Source organism: Herminiimonas sp., from assembly GCF_030645555.1.
Taxonomy (GTDB): Bacteria; Pseudomonadota; Gammaproteobacteria; order Burkholderiales; family Burkholderiaceae_D; genus Oxalicibacterium.
Genome location: NZ_JAUSME010000290.1, coordinates 1 through 2634 on the forward strand (window position 1 = coordinate 1; position 2634 = coordinate 2634).

At 56.1% G+C, this 2634-nt stretch carries 2 protein-coding genes; one reads left to right on the plus strand and one right to left on the minus strand.

Annotated elements, in window-relative coordinates; all coding sequences use genetic code 11:
- On the minus strand, positions 1–1575 hold a 1575-nt coding region (gene htpG / locus Q7T06_RS11155; protein ID WP_304784640.1), incomplete at its 3' end, for a molecular chaperone HtpG.
- Positions 1576–1932: 357 nt separating this feature from the next.
- On the opposite strand from htpG, the gene Q7T06_RS11160 reads away from it, so the two are divergent.
- The coding region (locus Q7T06_RS11160; RefSeq protein ID WP_304784642.1) for a DMT family transporter at positions 1933–2634 on the plus strand (702 nt) is incomplete at its 3' end.

Sequence of the window (2634 nt, forward strand, 5' to 3'; positions counted from 1 at the left end):
CTTGTTTTGCTCTTCGGTTTCCTGGTGCTGTTTCTTTTCAGCTTCGTCTTCCAGCTGGCCCAGGTCCAGATCACCCTTGGCGACCGATGCCAGTTCCTTGCCTTCAAAGTCTTCGAGGTAGGACAGCATCCATTCATCGACGCGATCGGTCAGCAGCAAGACTTCTATGCCTTTCTTGCGGAAAATTTCCAGGTGCGGGCTGTTCTTCGCGGCATTGTAGGATTCGCCGGTGGCGTAGAAGATTTTGGTCTGGCCTTCTTTCATGCGCGACACGTAATCGGCAAACGACACGGTTTGTGCATCGCTGTCAGCGTGGGTCGAAGCAAAGCGCAGCAGCTTGGCGACGCGTTCCTTGTTGCTTGCATCTTCGCCTATGCCTTCCTTCAAGACCTGGCCGAAGGCGTTCCAGAAGGTGAGGTATTTGTCTTTTTTCTCTTGCTCGTCGGCGTTGGCCAATTCTTCCAGCATGCCCAGCACGCGCTTGGTCGAACCTTCGCGTATCACCTTGACGTCGCGTGACTCTTGCAGGATTTCACGCGAGACGTTCAGCGGCAGGTCGGCTGAATCGATCACACCTTTCACGAAGCGCAGGTAGACCGGCATCAATTGCTCGGCATCGTCCATGATGAAGACGCGCTTGACGTAGAGCTTGATGCCGCCGCGCTTGTTGCGGTCCCACAAATCGAATGGCGCCTGCGTCGGAATATAAAGCAGCTGCGTGTATTCGCTGCGGCCTTCGACCCGGTTGTGCGTGTAGGTCAGCGGATCACCGAAATCGTGCGACACATGTTTGTAGAATTCGACGTACTGTTCCGGCGTGATGTCGTTCTTGCTGCGTGCCCACAAGGCGCTGGCCTGGTTGATCGTTTCCAGCTCGTCGCGGGCGACGGTTTCTTTTTTCTCTTCATCCCACTCCTCTTTCTGCATCATGATAGGCAGCGAGATATGGTCGGAATACTTGCGGATGATGGATTTCAATTTCCATGAGGACAGGAATTCGTCTTCGCCGTCGCGCAAATGCAGGATGACGTCGGAGCCGCGTGTAGCCTTGTCGATCGCTTCGACGGTGAAGTCGCCGGCGCCTTCGGATTCCCAGCGCACGCCTTCGCTGGCTGCAGTGCCGGCGCGGCGGGTTTCCACCGTGATGCGGTCGGCGATGATGAAGCCGGAATAGAAGCCGACGCCGAACTGGCCGATCAGCGCTGCATCCTTTTGCTGGTCGCCGGACAGGCGCGAAAAGAATTCCTTGGTGCCGGACTTGGCGATCGTGCCCAGATGCTCGATCGCGTCATCGCGCGTCATGCCTATGCCATTGTCGGAAATCGTGATCGTGCGTTTTTCCTTGTCAAAGCTGACCGTGATCTTCAGCTCGGGGTCGTTTTCAAACAGGGCGCTGTTGTCTATCGCTTCGAAGCGCAATTTGTCAGCAGCGTCGGAAGCGTTGGAGATCAGTTCGCGCAGGAAAATCTCCTTGTTTGAATACAGGGAGTGGATCATCAATTGCAGCAATTGCTTTACTTCGGCTTGAAAGCCCAGGGTTTGCTTTTCTGGATTTTTTTGTTTGGATGCGGCCATTTTTACCTCTAGAGTCAGTGAACAGACTAAGGATTATTTCGGGTGCCGCTTGCGCTTGCTGCGGCAGCCTTAAGGTTTGGTCGAAAATTGGGGTGGAATCGGCAATTTCAAGGCTTGCCGCTAGCTCTTCCCATTATCTGCAGGACCGTGCGGGCATGCAGATACCGGCGTAATGGTACTGTAAGGGGCTTGCCGATAGCCATCATTCGCCTATTTTATTGCGCCACACTGGAAAGACATGGATGCACTATTACCGTAAATTTTATTCAATTTCCTCTTTATGTCTGCATCAGAATTTTTTTCAAAATGCACGCCAGAGCCGAACCGGCAGCAGCTGGGCGGTGCTGGAGCCTGTGCATGAGTAAGCGTGACACCGTACTCACAAGCATGACGCAGGAAAGCAAAGGCATGTTGCTGGGCACGATAGGCGTTGCGATATTCAGCCTGACCCTGCCTTTTACGCGCATCGCGGTGGCCGAATTGAACCCGGTCTTCGTGGCGCTCGGGCGTGCAGTCGTGGCGGCCATCTGTTCAGCGGTGCTGCTAGCCTGGACCGGCGCGGCGCGGCCGAATAAAACCCAGATCAAATCCTTGCTGATCATTGCCTTGGGCGTGGTGGTCGGTTTCCCGGTATTTTCATCGATCGCGATGCGCTATGTGCCGGCATCGCATGGCGCGATCGTGCTGGGTATTTTGCCGCTGGCGACAGCCCTGTTTGGCGCGCTGCGCTTTGGCGAGCGGCCCAGTATCGGTTTCTGGCTGGCGGCAGTAACAGGTAGCGTGCTGGTCATCATCTTTGCCCTGCAGCAGGGCGGCGGTGCATTGCACCTGGCCGACCTGGCCTTGTTCGCCGCCGTGATTGCCGCGGCCATGGGGTATGCGGAAGGCGGTCGCCTGTCGCAAACGATGGGCGGGCAGCAGGTCATTTCATGGGCGCTGTTACTGGCCATGCCTGTCGTGCTGCCAGTCACGATCTGGCTGGGCTGGCGTTACGGTCTGAGCGCATCGCCGGCGGCGTGGATAGGTTTTGCCTACGTTGCGCTGTTTTCGATGTTCATC